The organism is Actinobacillus ureae ATCC 25976 (assembly GCF_000188255.1).
Classification (GTDB): domain Bacteria; phylum Pseudomonadota; class Gammaproteobacteria; order Enterobacterales; family Pasteurellaceae; genus Actinobacillus; species Actinobacillus ureae.
This window is the reverse complement of sequence record NZ_GL831080.1, coordinates 645,871-663,286: the sequence shown is the minus strand read 5'-3', so window position 1 is coordinate 663,286 and position 17,416 is coordinate 645,871. Positions and strand designations below refer to the sequence as shown.

Annotated in this window: 13 protein-coding genes; 4 read left to right on the top strand and 9 right to left on the bottom strand. The window is 40.4% G+C overall.

The features are described from left to right. Positions 1 to 183: 183 nt before the first annotated feature. Positions 184 to 2,415: a YadA family autotransporter adhesin gene (locus tag HMPREF0027_RS03300; RefSeq protein WP_005622241.1), complete on the bottom strand. Its 2,232-nt coding sequence runs from the start codon at positions 2,413 to 2,415 to the stop codon at positions 184 to 186. Between the two features lie 303 nt (positions 2,416 to 2,718). On the opposite strand from HMPREF0027_RS03300, the gene HMPREF0027_RS03295 reads away from it, so the two are divergent. The 4 genes from HMPREF0027_RS03295 (at position 2,719) to HMPREF0027_RS03280 (ending at position 7,519) form a co-directional block, all read left to right on the top strand. Next, a complete protein-coding gene (locus HMPREF0027_RS03295; RefSeq protein WP_005622239.1) occupies positions 2,719 to 4,293 on the top strand; it encodes an ABC transporter substrate-binding protein in 1,575 nt (524 codons plus the stop codon). An 87-nt stretch (positions 4,294 to 4,380) separates the two neighbouring features. Next, the gene (locus tag HMPREF0027_RS03290) at positions 4,381 to 5,328 is read left to right on the top strand and encodes an ABC transporter permease (protein ID WP_044024242.1); all 948 of its coding nucleotides are present in this window, start codon (positions 4,381 to 4,383) and stop codon (positions 5,326 to 5,328) included. 2 nt (positions 5,329 to 5,330) lie between these two features. After that, the gene (locus tag HMPREF0027_RS03285) at positions 5,331 to 6,116 is read left to right on the top strand and encodes an ABC transporter permease (protein WP_005622236.1); all 786 of its coding nucleotides are present in this window, start codon (positions 5,331 to 5,333) and stop codon (positions 6,114 to 6,116) included. Beyond that, the gene (locus HMPREF0027_RS03280; protein WP_005622235.1) at positions 6,116 to 7,519 is read left to right on the top strand and encodes an ABC transporter ATP-binding protein; all 1,404 of its coding nucleotides are present in this window, start codon (positions 6,116 to 6,118) and stop codon (positions 7,517 to 7,519) included. Before HMPREF0027_RS03285 ends, HMPREF0027_RS03280 begins: the two co-directional genes overlap by 1 nt. A 118-nt stretch (positions 7,520 to 7,637) precedes the next feature. Here HMPREF0027_RS03280 and recN read toward each other — a convergent pair whose 3' ends face one another. The 8 genes from recN to murG all read right to left on the bottom strand — a co-directional run bounded on the left by recN (position 7,638) and on the right by murG (position 17,317). Then, positions 7,638 to 9,311: a DNA repair protein RecN gene (recN, locus tag HMPREF0027_RS03275; protein WP_044024241.1), complete on the bottom strand. Its 1,674-nt coding sequence runs from the start codon at positions 9,309 to 9,311 to the stop codon at positions 7,638 to 7,640. 161 nt (positions 9,312 to 9,472) lie between these two features. Beyond that, on the bottom strand, positions 9,473 to 10,393 hold the full coding sequence (gene lpxC / locus HMPREF0027_RS03270; RefSeq protein ID WP_005622231.1) for a UDP-3-O-acyl-N-acetylglucosamine deacetylase: 921 nt from the start codon (positions 10,391 to 10,393) through the stop codon (positions 9,473 to 9,475). Between the two features lie 32 nt (positions 10,394 to 10,425). Further along, on the bottom strand, positions 10,426 to 11,628 hold the full coding sequence (gene ftsZ, locus HMPREF0027_RS03265; protein ID WP_005622229.1) for a cell division protein FtsZ: 1,203 nt from the start codon (positions 11,626 to 11,628) through the stop codon (positions 10,426 to 10,428). 39 nt (positions 11,629 to 11,667) lie between these two features. Then, on the bottom strand, positions 11,668 to 12,945 hold the full coding sequence (gene ftsA, locus HMPREF0027_RS03260; RefSeq protein ID WP_005622227.1) for a cell division protein FtsA: 1,278 nt from the start codon (positions 12,943 to 12,945) through the stop codon (positions 11,668 to 11,670). A 25-nt stretch (positions 12,946 to 12,970) separates the two neighbouring features. After that, positions 12,971 to 13,765 (bottom strand): cell division protein FtsQ/DivIB, encoded by a 795-nt coding sequence (locus HMPREF0027_RS03255; protein WP_005622225.1) that lies wholly within the window; start codon positions 13,763 to 13,765, stop codon positions 12,971 to 12,973. Next, positions 13,765 to 14,676: a D-alanine--D-alanine ligase gene (locus HMPREF0027_RS03250; RefSeq protein WP_005622223.1), complete on the bottom strand. Its 912-nt coding sequence runs from the start codon at positions 14,674 to 14,676 to the stop codon at positions 13,765 to 13,767. The genes HMPREF0027_RS03255 and HMPREF0027_RS03250 overlap by 1 nt, the downstream gene beginning before the upstream one ends. Before the next feature lie 106 nt (positions 14,677 to 14,782). Then, on the bottom strand, positions 14,783 to 16,210 hold the full coding sequence (murC, locus tag HMPREF0027_RS03245) for a UDP-N-acetylmuramate--L-alanine ligase (protein ID WP_005622220.1): 1,428 nt from the start codon (positions 16,208 to 16,210) through the stop codon (positions 14,783 to 14,785). Positions 16,211 to 16,261: 51 nt separating this feature from the next. Further along, positions 16,262 to 17,317: an undecaprenyldiphospho-muramoylpentapeptide beta-N-acetylglucosaminyltransferase gene (gene murG / locus HMPREF0027_RS03240; RefSeq protein ID WP_044024240.1), complete on the bottom strand. Its 1,056-nt coding sequence runs from the start codon at positions 17,315 to 17,317 to the stop codon at positions 16,262 to 16,264. Between the last annotated feature and the right edge of the window lie 99 nt (positions 17,318 to 17,416).

Below are 17,416 nucleotides of genomic sequence, written 5' to 3'. Positions count from 1 at the left end.
CAATTATAGTAAAAACAATGCCCTTATCGAAATAAGGGCATTTTTGTGCAGTTTTGTTTAAATTTTGGTCTTTGTGCAACTGCTACATAATACCGGAATTTTTTGCAAAAAATCACCGCTTGATTTAAGTAAAAAATGCGACCTTAAGGTCGCATTTTTCTTATATCTGATTCAAAGTACAAATTACCAGAAATAACCCATACCTACGGAGCCGCCAAGTTCTTTACGTGTATTTGCACTGAAAGATACTTTCACGCCAACACCGCTTGGTAGAGATTGTGAGTAACCTACCGCTACCGCACTTTGGCTTTCATATTGACCAACCGCTGCCGTAACACCTGATTGACCTGCCGGTGCTTGTAATAAACCAGCCGTAGCAATTGCAGATACCGTACCGGCTTTACGATCTTTGTTTAAACGGTTCAGACGTTTGTCAAAATCATTATGTGTTTGATTTAACTGGCGTACATTTACTGCGTCACCTGCTTCAACACCATCCGCAACATTAGTAATACGTTTGTTATTCATATTAATGCCGTTGCTATCAATCGTTGGGCCATTCTTAACTGAAACCGAATCCGCCGTTACTTTCGCAAAAGTCGGATTATCGATAGTCGCTACAGTAATCGTATTCGCATTTTGAGTAATTGCAATATTTTTACCTGAATGTACTGCTACCGTTTCACCCGATTTCACGTTATGGGTAGTAACTTTACCATCTGCTGCTTTAGTTGAAACATTCACGCCTTTATTTGCTGCCGCTGCCGTATCAATCTTAGCTTTCACTTCATCAGATAAGCCATATACCACTTTGCTTTGACCGTCTGTAGTCACATTTAGATCTGAAGTCGCACCAAAGGTTAAGCTATCGCCTTGTTCCAATGTCCAAGTATCCACTAACGTATCAGCACTATTTGTACCGGCTTTAACATTGCTAATTGTTTTATCTGCCGCATCAATACCTGATGTCGTAAGCTCTGGTCCATTTGTTACGCTGACAGAAGTGCTTGCAACTGCTTGGTTAGCATTCATTACATTACTATCAATACGCGCAATCTCAGAAGAGCCTGCAACAATTTGATCTGCATTTACACGTGCAGAGGTTGCTATATCTGCAGTAGATACGACAGCTAACGTCTCAAGGAATGCTTCCGCCGTAGCACTATCTACACTTTCCAGAACAAGGTTTACCGGATCTACTGTCATCGTCATTAATTCAGGATCTGCGCTAAAATCCTCAAAACTATCTAATGATCTTCTGCTACGGCTACTTCTAGGTACAGCCTCTGTACTCTCCGCTTCACTGGTTAAGCCTGTGTTACTTACTAACTCTAAAGGAGCAATGTTTGGATAATAAAGTAATGCATTACTCACTAAAATTTGATATAGCTGTCCACCATTGATTGCATCTGTACTGAATTCAGAAATATCACCAGCGGCTAAATTAGTAATACCACTTGAACTAATTTGCGGACCATTAGCAACATTAATTGTTTTTACAACATGTAAGTTATCTGTATTTACTGTATTATTTGAAGAGAAACTTGCCGTACGGATTCTATTCGCATCAAATACACCTGAAACCGCTAATGATTCTGTTCTTACACGAGCTGCATCAATCACACCTGAAGCTGCTAATGACCCCGTTCTAACACGTGCTGCATCAATAATACCTGATGCGGCCAAATAATTTGTATTAACTTTTTCCGCATTCACTTTTTGTGAATTTACTGTATTTGAAGCAGTTAACGATGCCGTATTAATTTGCGTTGCATTCACCGCATTTGATGCTGTTAACAACGCCGTATTAATTTGTGTCGCATTAACCGCATCTGATGCCATTAATGAAGCGGTGTTAATTTGGGGTGCATTTACTGCGGCACGAGCGGTAATAGAATCAGTATTCACTTGAGTTGCATTTACCGCTTTTGCATCAACTGTTGTTGATTTTACGTTTTCCGCATTCATTTTTTGTGAATTCACCGCATTTGAAGCGGTTAACGATGCGGTATTAATTTGGGTTGCATTTACTGCATTTGATGCGGTTAATGATGCTGTATTGATTTTCGTCGCATTCACTGCATCAGAAGCCGTTAATGAAGCAGCGTTGACTTGGGTAGCATTTACTGCACCTGATGCAGTAATAGAACCCATATTAATTTGAGTTGCATTAATTGCATCACTACGTAATGTCGTTGTCTTTACTGACGAAAATGCGACATTATCAGCAGAAGAAATATTTAATGTATTTCCTTGTGCTGCAAGGTTTAAATTATTATCTGAATTAACAATAACTTTATTTAAGTTATCCGCAGTAACAGTTGCCGTGGTTAATTCATTTGCCATAGATGTTGTATAAAGAGATGATAAAGCTAATGCAATTATCGTTTTACTCATTTTCTTATTGACATACATATTCCCACCTCAAATTAAGGAATTTGATTTCTTTCAGTTAAATTTTATTTATTCTTTATCAAATTAATCGTAAACAACATTCAATCTTATTTAGATAAATAATCTAATAAGGAACTAAATGAATATATATCTTTTAATCTATATTTACTGACTAATCGGATCTCCACTATAAAAATATATTCTTTATTACACATCGGATTTGCTTGGTTATCTTTACAAAACAAATAACTACTTTTTTATGGATTTATGATAGAGTCAGCGCCATATCTGTAAAATACCTGACTAAATTAAAAGGAAATTATAATGAAAAAATGGCTATTCCCATTACTTGCAACTACACTGTTTACTGTGGGTTGTGAAGATAAATCGGTTGCTCAAAACATCCAACAAGACACGAAAAAAACTGAAATAAATGAATTAAAAAACAATGAGTTAACACAAGTTACCGTTATTGCGCCTTGGGAACTAAATAGCTTACATCCGACTCAATCCGGTGTTATTTTCCAGCGAATGAACTTAGCAGAGACCTTAGTTGAAGCAAGTGAAAAAGGAGAGTTAATCCCTGGGCTTGCGACTGAATGGAAAAGCAATGAAGATGCAACGGAATGGACTTTCACCTTACGAGATGCCACCTTCCATAACGGTGAAAAATTAAATGCTCAAATTGTTGTAAAGAATTTAAATTTAGTAATGAATCAACCAAGCATTCTAAAAAAGGCATTTATTAAAGAAATTAATGTTTTAAATCAGAATCAAATTAAATTTAAATTAACAAAATCCTTTGTACCGTTCCCTGCATTTTTAACCCATTATTCAACAATTATTTTAGCTGAAGAATCATTTAATGAAAAAAATGAAGTTGTTAAATTAATCGGTACAGGCGCATTTAAAGCAAATAAAATTGAAGCCCCGCAAAAAATAGAAGCAATTCGCTTTGAACAATATTGGGGAGAAAAACCTAAAGTTCTTCATGCAAATTATTTAGCAAGCAGCCGTAGTGAAACTCGCGTATTAATGGCTCAAAGCGATGCAACATCATTAGTGTTTAACTTAGATACGGCGAGTGTTGCTCGTTTAAAAAACAATCCTGATTTAACTTTAACCAGTAGTCCAATTGCTCGTACGATTCAGATGAAAATGGATGTGGCTAAACCGTTTTTTAAAGACTTAGCAGTTCGCCAAGCACTTTCACAAGCAATTAACCGTAAAGCGATTGCAGAGCAAGTATTAAAAATCGAAGATGGTGTAGCTGATCAAATTCTACCGAAAGCCTTTGCAGATTGGCGCGTAGAAAATAAAGATGAAAATGTAGATATCGCAACAATCAAGCAGAACCTGATTGCAGCCGGTTACCAATTCAATACTGAAGGAAAATTAACCGATAATGCAGGCAAACCGTTCCGCTTCACATTAAGAACCTTCTCAGATCGTCCGGAATTACCAATTATTGCTACAATTTTGCAAGCGCAATGGAAACAAATCGGGATTGATGTGAATGTGTCTGTAGGTAACTTTAGTGAAATCCCTGCCGGTCACCAAGACGGTAGTTTAGAGATGGCGTTATATGCGCTGAACTATGGTAAAACCATCGATCCGTTCGGTGTAATCGTACAAGATTATGCGAAAGGCGGCAGTGATTGGGGCGTGATGAACTGGAATAACGAACTATTAGCGCAAACGTTAGAGAAAATCGAAACGGAACGTGATCCGCAACAAGCTAAACAGTTAAAGCAAACTGTTAGCCAAATCATTCACGATGAGTTGCCGATTATTCCGGTAGTGTATTATCAGCAAAATGTTGCGACCCACAATGATATCAAAGGTGTTACACTTGATCCGTTCGAAAGAAGGTTCTTTTTAGAAAGACTTACAAAATAACATTATCAAATTAGCATTTAAAACACGGAAAATAGCACAGACTCTTGGGCAAATTCCGTGTTTTTTAATGAATTCATGGTTAGAAATATGCTTAATATTATTTTTAGACGATTACTGCAAATCATTTTAGTGATTTGGTCAGTCGGTACGCTTACTTTTATTCTTACTCTCCAACTCTCCGGTGATATAGCTTATCGTATAGCAGCGAGTCGTTACGGCTATGATCAAGCCGATAGCGCTGCTGCCGAATTGGTACGCGCCGAACTAGGGCTAGATCAACCGTGGTGGCAAAGCTACGAAAATTGGCTAGTTGACCTTTTACAACTTAATTTAGGTAAATCTCTAGTAACCGGTGATTTAGTTTGGAACGAAATTGCCCATCAGTTCGGGCACACACTTAGCCTTGCTATAGTTGCACTTGTCATGGCTGTTCTGATTGGCCCGATTCTTGGAGTGCTTGCCGCTCGCAAAGAAAATGGCTTTTTTGACCGCTTCACCCTCGTATTTAGCACTCTGTTTCGTTCCGTACCGGCATTTATTATTGCCATCGGACTAATTACGCTCTTTTCGGCAACACTACACTGGCTACCCGCCGGCGGTTACGGCAAATGGCAGCACTTTATTTTACCGGCTTTAACATTAGCATTAGGACTGAGTGCTGTTTCGGTACGTGTTACTCGTGCGGCAATGCTGCAAGTAAAACAATCCGAATATTACCAATTCGCACGTTTAAAAGGGCTATCTAAATGGCAAACCTTTACTCGCCATGGTATCCGCAATATCGCTATTCCAGTAATTGCTTACCATGCAGTACAGCTAGTTTATTTGATTGAAGGTGTGGTTGTGGTAGAAAGTCTCTTCGCTTGGCCGGGCAGTGGACATGCCTTAGTGCATGCCGTTATTGCTAGAGATGTGCCGATGATCCAAGGGACTTCATTGGTAATGGGCGGTTTATTTGTCCTGTTAAATATGGGTGCAGATATGCTAAGTGCCTGGATTGATCCTCGAATTACCAATAAACGTCATGGAGAATAACAATGAATAAAATGATATTTAGCCAAAAAGTCGGTGCAGCGATTCTTACCGTATTGCTCTCTTTTGCCTTTTTACAGCCCTATTTTTACCCAATGGATATTGGCTTCCAAGATCTGACAACAATTCTTTCCAAACCCAGTGAACTCGCGTGGTTTGGCACAGATCATCTTGGGAGAGATATGTTAGCTCGCCTTGCCTCGGCGATCCGTTTATCATTTGGTTTATCTCTTTTTAGCGTATTTTGTGCGTTAGTTGCCGGATTGCTATGCGGGATTTTAGCCGGCTTTTTCGGTGGTTGGCTTGATCGACTATTCAGCTTCATTTGCGATTTGGTAATGGCACTCCCCGGCTTATTATTAATTCTGCTATTTGCTTCATTGTCCCCAGGGTCATTTTGGACGCTTTATTTAGGTATCGCTTTAGTGATGTGGGTAGAGTTTTTCCGTGTGATTCGAGCAGTCAGCCAAACGCTTGCTTCCAGTGCTGAAATCGAATCCTCCCGTTTAATGGGAATGGGCTTATTTTATAGCTTTAAACGCCACCTTTTACCACGATTACTGCCACTGATTGTAACCTTAAGCGCTTTTTCGCTAGGTAATGCAATTCTAGCATTAGCTACGCTTGGATTTGTAAATGTAGGATTACGCCCGCCTACAGCAGAATTGGGTTTAATGATGACTGAATTATTCCCTTATTACTATGAAGCTCCGTGGATCTTTATGCAGCCGGTAGTTGCGGTATTTTTAATGGTGCTTAGTCTTCAACTTTTATCAGGGAGAGTAAAATAATGGCATTACTACAAATTAAAAATGTTGGAGTAAAAACCACCGCAGGCTTAACCTTAGTTGAGCCGATCAGCTTAACACTAGAACAAGGTAAAAATATCACCATTCTCGGTGAAACCGGTTCAGGCAAAAGCTTATTGATTCAAGCTATTATGGGTGCTTTACCGGAAGGATTAGAAGCAAGCGGTCAAATTTTTGTAGAAAATCGCCAACCTAAAAACTCTCAGCTCGAATCACTTTGGGGTAAAACTTTGGTAATGTTGCCGCAAGAGCCTCGCCGTGCGCTTGATCCAATTATGACGATTGGCAAACAGCTTTGGGAAAGCTTTTTCTTTATCGCTAACAAGGATAAACAAGCGGCAAAAAATGCAGGAACAAGCACTCTTGAGCATTTGGGCTTAAAATCGTGGGAAACAGCTTACCCTCATCAACTGTCCGGCGGTATGGCTCAACGAGCTTCTTTTGCTATCGTTACCGCTGCCGGTGGTAAAATTTTATTGGCTGAAGAACCGACCAAAGGGCTTGACCCAAAAAGCAAAGCCAATGTGATCCAATTGCTAAAACAGACTCATCAACATCAAGGCGGTTTACTCACGATTACCCATGACATTGAAGTTGCCGAACAGCTAGGTGGCGAGATCTTAGTGATGAAAAAAGGACAGTTATTAGAAAAAGGTGCAGCGAAAACACTGCTTACTAACCCGCACCATCCATATACCAAAGCCTTGATTGTCGCAGATCCCAAACATTGGCAAGCGGTCGAAAATTCGCAAAATTTTGCAAAAAATCAACCGCTTGTATCGGTGAAAAATCTGAGTGTTGCACGAGGCAAACGAACACTGTTCAGCGGACTTTCATTTGACTTACACCAAGGCGAAATCTTAGGTGTTGTCGGATACAGCGGTATCGGTAAAAGTACGCTCGCCGATGTATTATGCGGTTTACTCAAACCAAAAGCCGGTGAAGTGATTTGGCACAGCCAACAGCACAAAAAACATCAGGTGTTAAAGCTGTACCAAGATCCGCCGGAAGCCTTTGCGCCGACAGTTAGTTTACAAACACTGTTAGACGATGTGATAGATAAACACAAGTTAGATCGTTCGAAGATTCCAAGCTTATTGCAACAACTGGCGCTTACTCCGGAAATTCTTGCCCGTAATGCAGAAAATGTTTCTGGCGGAGAATTGCAACGTGTGGCGATCTTACGTGCATTATTGCTTGAACCAGTGTTACTTTTTGCTGATGAAGTGACTTCTCGTTTAGATCCGATCACGCAAAAAGAAACGATTGAATTATTAATCAAGCAATGTCGCCAGCGTCAATGTGCATTAGTGATAGTGAGCCACGATCCCTATTTGATTGAAAAAAGCTGCGATAAAGTGATTGATTTAACTCAGTTTCTTTAGTGAATAAGTCATGTTCAAAATCATGCACTTACAATAATGCATGATATGGAAAACAAGCGGTCGTTTTTAGGAAAAACTTTGCAAAATACTTAGTTATTCTCAAAAACGACCGCTTATTTTATTCCACTAAATCTAACATCTCTTGCGCATTAGCCAGTACCGCATCGGTAATTTTGCTTCCGCCTAATAACCTTGCTAAGGCTTGCACTCGCTCTGCTTGGGTTAATAACGACATTTGAGTTTCCGTCTGATTATTTTCCACATACTTTTGCACATTAAAATGATGATGGCCGTAGCTTGCCACTTGTGGTAAATGTGTCACACAAAGCACCTGACATTTCTTACCTAATTGGCGTAACAACTTGCCAACTGTGGTTGCTGTCGGGCCGCTAATTCCGACATCCACCTCATCGAAAATAATGGTTGGCGTAGATAATTTATTTGCTGTCAGCACCTGTACCGCCAATGAAATACGAGATAACTCACCACCAGAAGCTATCTTGGCTAGCGGCTGAGCCTGCTGCCCTAAATTGCTGCGTAAGTTAAATTCAACGAAATCCGCTCCATTACTCGATAATTTTTTAGCATCGTGTTGCACATCAATAAAAAATTCACCATTTTCCATTGCAAGATACTTAATTTGTGCAGTCACTTGCTCAGCTAATTTTTTACCTGCCTCAAGACGCTTTTGGTAAATTTGCTCTGCCAGCTGAATAGATTGTTGATAAGCCGCTTGTTCATCTGCAATTAGCTGTTCTTCATTTCCGGCAAAATCTACCAACTTTTGTAATTCATCTTGGAGTAGCGAATGATGTTGCCATAAGTTTTCCGGCAATACATGATGCTTGCGGGCGAATTGAATCGTCTTACTAATACGTGTATCCAACTCATTGAGTAAATCCGGATCTTGCTCTATTTTGCTGGCTAAATCACTTACTTCAGAACTGGCTTCCTGCACTTGAATAAGCGCTTCGTTTAGCATATTTAGTGCTGATTGATAACCTGTATCCACCTCAACAAGATCTTCTAAATGATTAATCGCTTTATATAACATTGAATCGACATTTAATTCATTTTCACTAAGCAAATCCGTTACTTCTTGAGATAATGCGGTTAATGTTTCAGAATTGGATAACCGGCTATGCGTTTCTTCCATTTCTTCAAATTCGCCCTGCTTGATAGCAAACTCATCCAATTCATCCACTTGATATTGCAATAGCTGTTTACGGGCTTCATTCTCTTGACACTGCTGACGAAAATTTTTAACTTGCTGGTGTAATTTCTTCCAACGATGATATTGGCTGCTCATTTCATTCAGTAAACTATGGATTCCCGCATAGTTATTCAGAACTTCCAACTGATATTCGCTCTTTAACAGCAATTGCGGTGCGTGCTGACCGTTCAAATGAATTAGATATTGACCTAATTCTCGTAGCTGAGAAATAGGTAACGGGCGATTATTCACAAATGCTTTAGAACGCCCTTCTTGGTTAATCATACGGCGTAAAATACATTCTTGAGGATTATCTTCATCCAATAACTCATGCTGCTGTAACCACAAATAAGCCGGGCTGGTCGGTTGCATAGTAAAAGTTGCGGTAATATCCGCTTTATCCGCCCCATTACGAATCATACTGCTTTCGGAACGATAACCTAAACAAAGGCTTAATGCGTCAATTGCGATTGATTTGCCCGCACCAGTCTCACCGGTAATCACGGACATTCCTTCATTCAGCTCTAGCGTTAAGTGACGAACAATCGCAAAATTATTAACCGTTAATTGAGTGAGCATAAAATACCTGTAAAAATATATCCTGTATGGATATATATTATAACTGTTTTTTTGAACAGTAAAGTATTTTTGCAAAATTTTTGCTGAATCCGACCGCTTGCCATAAAAAAATCCTCTCTGATTTTCATCAACGAGGATTTTCAAACTAATCAATCTTACTATTAAATAAAGACTTGTTCACCAATACGATAACCCTGCGGAGCTTGTTCTTTGTCTTCAAAGGTTACAAATTCCCAAGCATTTTCGTTAGCAAGGATTGCACGTAATAATTTGTTATTTAAACCGTGTCCTGATTTATATGCGCTGAAATCACCAAGGATATTATAGCCACACATAAATAAGTCGCCGATTGAGTCTAACATTTTGTGCTTCACTAATTCATCTTTATAGCGTAGGCCTTCTTCATTCAGGATACGATATTCATCTAATACAATCGCATTATCAAGGCTACCGCCTAATGCTAAGCCGATTGATTGAAGATATTCAACATCCTTCATAAAAGTGAAAGTTCTTGCACGGCTGATTTTGTGGATAAAGTTTTCAGCAGATAATTCCATTTTGAAATTACATACATCTTTGCTGATCATCGGATGGCTAAAATCAATAGTGAAATCTAATTTTAAACCTTTACTATAAGGTTTCATTTCCGCCCATTTATCACCTTCTTCCACACGTACCGTCTCTTTGATACGGATGAATTTTTTCGGTGCATCTTGCTCTTCAATACCAGCATCTAATAATAAATAGATGAATGGGCTCGCACTGCCGTCCATAATCGGAATTTCAGGCGCATCTACTTCAACAATTAAGTTATCTAAACCTAATGAAGCCATTGCCGCATTTAAGTGTTCAACCGTTGAAATACGTACACCGTCATCATTAATCATACAAGTACAAAGTTGCGTATCACGAATGGATTCCGCACTTGCAGGAAAATAAACTGCTGGCTCTAAATCTGTACGAGCGTAAATAATCCCCGTATTAGCTGGGGCAGGACGTAACGTTAACGTTACTTTTTTACCGCTGTGCAAGCCGATACCTGTTACTTTGGTTGCTTGTTTTAGCGTTCTTTGTTTAATCATTATTCTGTCCTTATTCCCTATATTGGGCGATCTTACTGACCGTTTCTCATAAACCCTGGAATTGAGTTCGGAGACCAAACTTGAGAAGAATCAACTTGTTGTGGTTTTGGTGCCGCAGGTTGCGATTGGCTAAATTGAGTCGGTTGCTGAGTATAGCCTTGCTGAGGCTGCGAAAATGCTGGCTGAGCCGGTTGTGCCTGTGGCTGATATGCAGCTTGAACTTGCTGCTGCAACACCGGTGTTCTTGGTAAAGTTAATTCTTCTGCTTGACCAATACCTGTCGCAACTAAAGTCACTCGTAATTTACCATCCATTTCAGGGTAAACCGATGTACCGAATACGATTGTTGCATCTGGAGCTGCAAAGCTATGGATATAATCCATGATTACATCAACTTCGTTAAGTTCAATATCTAAACCTGATGAAATACTTACTAAGATACCTTTTGCACCGGATAAATCAACATCTTCTAATAGAGGGCTTGCTACCGCATCATGTGCCGCACGCTCTGCGCGATCTTCACCCTCTGCAATACCGGTACCCATCATTGCACGTCCCATTTCAGACATAACTGTTTTCACGTCTGCAAAGTCCACGTTGATTAAACCCGGTGAGGTAATCATATCGGTAATCCCTAAAACGGCATTGCGTAAAATATCATTTGCCGCTTTAAAAGCATCCATCATTTTCGTATTTTTCGGTAATACTTTTAATAATTTATCATTCGGGATGATGATTAATGAGTCTACGTGTTTAGACAGCTCTTGAATGCCTTGTTCCGCATAGCTCATACGTTTGTTACCTTCAAAACGGAACGGTTTCGTTACGATTGCAACTGTTAATGAACCTTGTGATTTTGCAATATCTGCAATAACCGGTGCCGCACCAGTACCCGTACCACCGCCCATACCGGCAGAGATAAATACCATGTCCGCACCTGCAAGCATATTAGATAATGCTTCACGGTCTTCTTCTGCAGCTTGACGACCTACATTCGGATTTGCGCCAGCACCTAAACCTTTAGTGATATTCGCACCAATTTGAATGGTTTGGCGAACAGAACTTGTACGCAATACTTGCGCATCCGTATTCACTGAGAAAAACTCAACGCCACCAACACCTTCGTTATTTAGGTTTCCGTCAACCATATGGTTTAGCGCATTACCGCCACCGCCGCCAACGCCAACAACCTTGATTACCGCATCTTGTGTTGTTTCATAAATAGGTTCAAACATTTTTCATCTCCCTACGTGCCAACTTGCTCGTCAACACTATTAAAAACTCGATTTTGCCCAATTAACAGCTTTCTTTACGCCTCTGCCTAAAACATCAAGGAGCGTATCTACTTTCTCACCAATTTCACCACCGCTACCCTTTTCGTCAGAATTGTAATGGCTATACTGTAGAAGACCGAGTACTGTTGCATATTGTGGTTTATTTACATAGTCCGTTAACCCCGTAATATTTAACGGATATCCAACTCTTACTTGAGAGCCGAAGATATTTCTTGCACATTCTACAATATCTTCGATTTGCGAACCACCACCAGTAAGCACAAAACCTGCCATTAATTCCTGTTTTATGCCTTTTTGGAACAATTCATGGCGTAATTGAGTTAACTCGTTCTCCACTACCTTCAATAAATCACTATAACATTGTGAAGTGACTGTCGCAACTTGCGTCTTAGTGAAGGTTCTCGGCATTCGACCGCCAAGTCCAGCTACCTCAATTTTTTTCTCAGCATTATGAGTTGGAGGGTTAATCGCACTACCATAATTCATTTTGATACTTTCGGCTTCGTTACGTGAAGTCGTAAATACATGCGCAATATAATCAGTGACGTTATTACCAGCAAATGGAATCACTTTACTAAAACGTAATGCACCATCTGTATAAACTAAAACATCCATTGTGCCGCCACCGATATCAATTAAGCAGACACCTAATTCTTTCTCATCTTCGGTTAATACGGAATAACTTGATGCAAGACCCGAAAAGACCACTTTATCCACTTTCAATTTTGCACGTTCTACTGCATTTTTTAAATTGCGTAACCAATCTTGATGACAAGCAATCAGATGTGCTTGAGCTTGTAAACGTATACCGGATAGCCCCACAGGGTTTTTCGTTGCCGGTAATCGATCTACTTTATATTCCTGTGGAATAATATGTAACGTTTCTAATCCATCTGGTAATTTAATTGAGCGCGCAATATGAATAGCAGAATCAATATCTTCATTCGTTACTGTTCCACTAAGTGGCACAGTACCGCTTTCATTTAAAGCAGTGATATGTTGTCCAGAAATAGCAAGCGTTACACCAATAATTTGGCAATCCGATACTGATTCGGCTTGTTCAATTGCTCGTTGAATCGAATTCACCGCGGCATCTAAATCAATAACACCGCCTCGATCAACGCCTTTAGCTGGGCAAACACCCGAGCCAATCACATTTATAACGCCGTCTGGCAAAACTTCACCAACAACAGCTACAACTTTTGATGTGCCGATATCTAAACCGACAATTATTTTGGATTCTGCTATTTTTGTCATATCACTATATTATGCTTGCTAAGAATTATTGATGTACAGGACTAAAACCGACAGCCGCACCATGTTCATAGCGCAGATCCACATAAGCCAGTCTTTGTCCTTCAGGAACATTAATTTCCGGAAAAATCGTCACAAAACGGTCGATTTTAGGTGTCCATTCCCCTCGACCGAGGCGCAGCTCTACATGATTTGATAAAGTGATCGTCCAAGAACCTCTGTTATCCACTGCAACGGATTGCAACTCTAAATTTCGAGCTTTTAAGTCCGCTTTAATTTTACTCCACGCATCTAGAACAACTTTTCCTTCTGTATCGGGCCCATAAAGTACCGGAAGTCCCGTTTTATCCATTCGATCTGCGGGTAAACTAAAGACCACACCCTGCTCAGAAAGAAAGTTCGTATTATTCCAAATAGCAACTGGATTATGCTCAATTAACGTAATGCTTAAACGATCAGGATAAAGCTTTCTGACTACCACATCTCGCACCCAAGAAATACCAAGTAATTTCTCTTTAACTTGTTGAATATCTTGGCCGAAATATCCTTTTAGAACAGGCTTTTGCGATAAAGTTTCCCGAACGTCCGCATTTGTTGTGAATCGAGTTTTATGAGTAAGTGCATAAGCTCGAATCGGAGATTTATCTAAATTCTCCAACCAATGATGCCAATTACTATAAACGATAAATGCGAAGATTACGCATAATAACACAATCAACGGTTTAATTAATACCAACCGATTAAAGGGATTTGCTGAAGATTTTGCTTTTAACGGCTTAAAACGAACCGAAGGTGCCGTTTTTTTGCGTAAAACAGAAACCATTAGGCACTTAACTCCAATACACGCTCGACTAATTTTTCAAACGGAATACCGACCGTTGCCGCAGATTTCGGGAAAATACTATGGCTTGTCATACCCGGACAAGTATTCACTTCAACTAAATTAAAGTGACCATTTGCATCTTCCATCACATCAATTCGGCTCCAGCCACGACAACCAACCACATCGTAAGCCACTTTAACTAATTTTGCCACTTCCGCTTGGCGTTCATCGGTTAATGCTGGCACGACATATTGAGTATTATCCGATACATATTTCGCATGATAGTCATAAAACTCACCATCCGGAATCACTTGTACTGCCGGTAATACTTGACCATCTAATACAGGAACGGAATATTCCTTGCCTGTCAAGAAAGCTTCAACTAATACGATTGAATCGAATTTTAACGCTTCTTCTATCGCCGGTAATAATTGCTCAACCGTTTTGGCTTTAGTTACGCCGACACTTGAACCTTCACTTGAAGGTTTCACAAATACCGGTAAACCTAATTTTGCAATAATTTGTTCGGAATCGACCGCTTCACCACGGCGAACAACCACCATTTCTGCTGTTGGTAAGCCAACCGCTTGCCACATTAATTTGGTACGGAATTTATCTAGAGTTACAGCTGACGCCATTACGCCACAACCGGTATAAGGAATGCCCATTTGCTCTAATGCGCCTTGTAACACACCGTTTTCACCGATGCCGCCGTGTAAAATATTGAATACGCGTTGAATTCCTTTTTCTTTTAATTTTTCAATTGGGAAATCTTTAGTATCAATACCTTCTACATTATAGCCTAGTGATTTTAATGCTTTAGTTACTGCTGCGCCCGAATTTAGCGATACTTCACGTTCTTGAGAAACGCCGCCAAATAGCACTGCAATTTTTTCATCTTTAATGCTCATTTTTTATCCTTTCTTAATTTGGACACAATGCATCGTGCCCCTACTACTCAATTCAAGATTCACAAGCGGTAAGATTTGCAAAATTTTTTGCAAATCTTACCGCTTATTAAGCTTTCCAGCTCTCTGCTAAACCACGTGAAATACGGCTTACGCTGCCGGCGCCTTGTGCAAGAATTAAATCGCCGTCTTGGATAATTTGATCTAATACTTCACCAAGCTGATCGGTATCTGAAACTAAAATTGGATCTACTTTACCTAAATTGCGGATTGAACGGCATAACGCTTTACTGTCCGCACCAACGATCGGCGCTTCGCCTGCCGCATACACTTCGAGCATAATTAACGCATCTACTTGCGATAGCACTTGTACGAAATCATCAAATAAATCACGAGTACGTGAATAACGGTGCGGTTGGAAAATCATCACAACACGTTTATCTTCCCAGCCTGAACGAGCCGCTTTAATCGTTACATCCACTTCGGTCGGATGGTGACCATAGTCATCGACTAACATCACTTTACCGTTCGGACGAATAAATGAACCTAATTGGTCAAAACGACGGCCTGCACCTTGGAAATCGGCAAGCGCAGCTAAAATCGCTTCGTTGCCAATGCCTTCTTCTTTCGCTACCGCAAGTGCCGCAGTTGCATTCAGAGCATTGTGTTTACCCGGTACGTTCAACAATACGTCAATACGTTCACCATTCGGGCAAACTACCGTGTAGTGGCCTTGGAAACCGGTTTGTTGGTAATCTTCGATACGGTAATCAGCTTTATCACTAAAGCCGTAAGTCACAACTTGGCGACCGACTTGCGGTGCAATTTCCATCACGGTTTCATCATCGGCACACATAACCGCTAAACCGTAGAACGGTGAGTTACTTAGGAATTTTACGTAAGTTGCTTTCATCTGCTCGAAATCACCGCCGTAAGTATCCATATGATCCGGCTCGATATTCGTTACCACCGAAACCATCGGTTGTAAATGTAAGAATGACGCATCGCTTTCATCCGCTTCCGCAATTAAATAGCGGCTTGCACCTAAATGCGCATTTTTACCTGCCGATTTAACCAAACCGCCATTAACAAAAGTCGGGTCTAATTGTGCTTCGGTATAGATCATCGAAATCATTGCGGTGGTTGTTGTTTTACCGTGAGTACCCGCAATAGCGATACCGTGACGGAAACGCATAATTTCCGCCAACATTTGTGCACGTTGAATCACTGGAATACGAGCTTCTTTTGCAGCTTTTACTTCCGGATTAGTATCATCAATCGCACTTGAAGCCACGACTACGCTTGCACCAATAATATTTTCCGCTTGATGACCGATAAAAACTTTTGCTCCCGCTTCAACTAAACGTTTAGTTACAGGGCCTTCGGCAATATCCGAACCTGAAATTTGGTAGCCTTCATTCAATAACACTTCGGCGATACCGCTCATACCAGCACCACCAATACCGATAAAATGGATTTGATTTACACGGCGCATTTCCGGCACTAATTTTTTAACTTTATCTTGGAAATTTTTCATTGTTGTTTTCCTATCTGTACAACCAAATATTTTTGTTGGTTGCGTTTAAAACTATTTCGCTTGTTCGATAATCACTTCTGCTACACGTTGAGCGGCTGTAGGAGTTGCTTTCGCTCTGGCTTTGACCGCCATTTCAGTTAGCTTTTGGCGATCGGCAATTAACGGCTGTAACGCACTTAATAAACTTTCTACCGTAAAATCTTGCTGTTCGATAATGATTGCCGCACCGTCATCCGCTAAATAAGTCGCATTCAAATATTGCTGACGATCTTTATGTTGATAAGGCACAAAAATTGCCGGTAAACCTGCTGCGGCAATTTCACATACGGTTAATGCACCTGAACGACAAATCACTAAATCCGCCCAGTTATAGGCTTGTGCCATATCGTCAATAAATTCGGCGGCAATACCGTTACCGGTCGCTTGATAAATGTCTTTCATACCACTGAGATTGCCTTTCCCTACTTGATGGCTAATGAACACATTTTGACCAAGTTGTTTAGCCGCTTCAGGTACGGTTTGGTTAATCACTCTTGCGCCTTGGCTACCGCCCATCACTAAAATATTGATCGGATAACCTTGTTCGGCAAAACGAATTTCCGGCGCTTCAAGCTGAGCAAGATCTTCACGCACAGGATTTCCCACCACTTCCGCATTTGGGAATGCGGTCGGAAAGGCTTGTAACACACGACGAGCAATTTTTGATAACCAAACATTGGTTAAACCGGCAACCGCATTTTGCTCATGTAAAATAACCGGTACCCCGCATAATTTCGCTGCAATGCCGCCCGGCCCGGATACATATCCACCCATACCGAGTACCGCATCAGGTTGATAATTTTTAATGATTTTACGAGCCTGCATCACCGCTTTGAAAATGGCAAAAGGCGCTTTCAGTAATGCACCTATACCTTTTCCTTTTAATCCGGAAATTTGAATAAACTCAATTGGAATACCGTGCTTTGGCACAAGGTCAGCTTCCATTCGATCTTGAGTTCCCAGCCAACGGATCTCCCAACCCTGTTTTTGCAGTTCTCGTGCAACCGCAATTGCCGGAAACACATGGCCGCCAGTTCCACCTGCCATGACAAGAAGTTTTTTAGTCATTTTGATCTCTTTTACAAAAATTTGAGCGTAATCGCTCACTTATTAGATTTTTTAGACAAATTGTTGTTATTGTACAGGAAATTGACAATTTACGGAAAA